This window comes from Acinetobacter sp. WC-323, from assembly GCF_000314615.1.
GTDB lineage: Bacteria > Pseudomonadota > Gammaproteobacteria > Pseudomonadales > Moraxellaceae > Acinetobacter > Acinetobacter courvalinii.
Genome location: NZ_AMZS01000052.1, coordinates 1 through 1916 on the forward strand (window position 1 = coordinate 1; position 1916 = coordinate 1916).

At 41.5% G+C, this 1916-nt stretch carries 2 protein-coding genes; both read right to left on the reverse strand.

Annotated elements, in window-relative coordinates; all coding sequences use genetic code 11:
* Window positions 1-668, reverse strand: a 668-nt coding sequence (locus ACINWC323_RS06480) for an outer membrane beta-barrel protein (protein ID WP_009513594.1), incomplete at its 3' end; no start/stop codon positions are given.
* Window positions 669-1101: 433 nt separating this feature from the next.
* Window positions 1102-1916: outer membrane protein Omp38 (omp38, locus tag ACINWC323_RS06475; protein ID WP_009513596.1), on the reverse strand; the 815-nt coding region annotated here is incomplete at its 5' end.

Sequence of the window (1916 nt, forward strand, 5' to 3'; positions counted from 1 at the left end):
CGAAGTTCCATGTTCAGGTCTTCAGTCAACTCTTGCGGTTGTGGAGCAACTGGAGTTGGCTCAACCGGAGCAACTTCTACCACTGGCGCAGCAGGTTTCAAATGACCACCAAGAACGACATTCAAACCAGCAAGCGCGGTGTAGTTCCAGAATTTTTCATCAAAATGGTAAGTACCACGCGCTTCTGTACGAAGAGACAAAGCATCGTTCAAGCGCCAGAACACACCACCACCCGCATTTGCCAATGTTCCTTCTTGCTTGCCACCATAGATGTCATCACCTTCGTATTTGTAGTGACCAGCACCCGCTAATACGTATGGCTTGATTTTGCTGTCATAGTTTTTAGTGATCAGATCAGAAGTCACATAAGCATTACCTGCAATGTTACGACCTTTATAATCGTTATTGGTGCTGGTGTCGCCTTTAATTTGGCTATATTCAACTTCTGCACCTAACCAAGGTGTAATTTCCACACCAAGCGCAGCACCAACGAATAAATCGTCATCTAACTCTGGACTTGGAGTTAATTGACCTTTATCACCACGGTTGTTATGTTCAGTATCGAACATGGTATAACCCAGCATTAAAGGAGTGACAGTTACGCCTGCATTTGCAGCAGCTAAAGGTGCGGCAACAAGCAGAGCAAGTGCGATACGACTTAATTTCATAAATATTCTCCAAAAACAAAAAACGTTTGTTCTGTAAACCCTAATAGCTTTTGAATACCAAGAAATAGTCTTGTTGTACCTTTCAGTCATGCTCTTTTATGCAATTAAGTTAATACTAGATAGCTCTCCAGTACCTTCTATCATTTTATTGAGTAGCCACTGAAAACGACTTATTTCTTTCCCCAAAATTCTAACTTAGCAGCCTTTAACAAAGCAGTAAGAGCTTATCACTTTTTAGTCAAAATATTAACCAGTTAACAAAATCTTTTCAATAAAACTAAATAATCCTTACAAGAGCAGCATTATTTAATCAAGATTATTCTGTTTTTAAGGGAGAAATCTTTTCTTTTACATCAACCCTACAGAAAAACTTATGTTCATAAAAAAAGCGACTCTGACGAGTCGCTTTTTTTATTCAGTAAACACACTCAAATTATTGAGCTTGCTGACCTGGTTGTACAAGAACAGTACGGCTGCCTGTAATCGCAGCAAATACGCGACGGTTCATCGCACGGCCTTCTTTAGTTTTGTTGTCTGCAACCGGTTGATCCCAAGCGAAACCTTGAGTTGACAAACGAGATGCATCAACGTTGTATTCATTTACAAGTGAAGATTTAACAGAGTTAGCACGCGCCAAAGATAAACGTTCGTTTAACTTACGTGGACCAGTGTTATCTGTGTGACCTTCAATACGAGCAGTTGCATTCGGGTATTCGGCTAACTTCTCTGCAACTTTCGCAATTTCAGTTTTGTATTGCGGCTTGATGTCAGATTTGTTGGTATCAAAGAATACGCGAAGTTCCATGTTCAGGTCTTCAGTCAACTCTTGCGGTTGTGGAGCAACTGGAGTTGGCTCAACCGGAGCAACTTCTACCACTGGCGCAGCAGGTTTCAAATGACCACCAAGAACGACGTTTAAGCCAGCAAGCGCTGTATAGTTCCAGAATTTTTCATCAAAATGGTAAGTACCACGCGCTTCTGTACGTAGAGACAAAGCATCGTTCAAGCGCCAGAACACACCACCACCCGCATTTGCCAATGTTCCTTCTTGCTTGCCACCATAGATGTCATCACCTTCGTATTTGTAGTGACCAGCACCCGCTAATACGTATGGCTTGATTTTGCTGTCATAGTTTTTAGTGATCAGATCAGAAGTCACATAAGCATTACCTGCAATGTTACGACCTTTATAATCGTTATTGGTGCTGGTGTCGCCTTTAATTTGGCTATATTCAACTTCTGCACCTA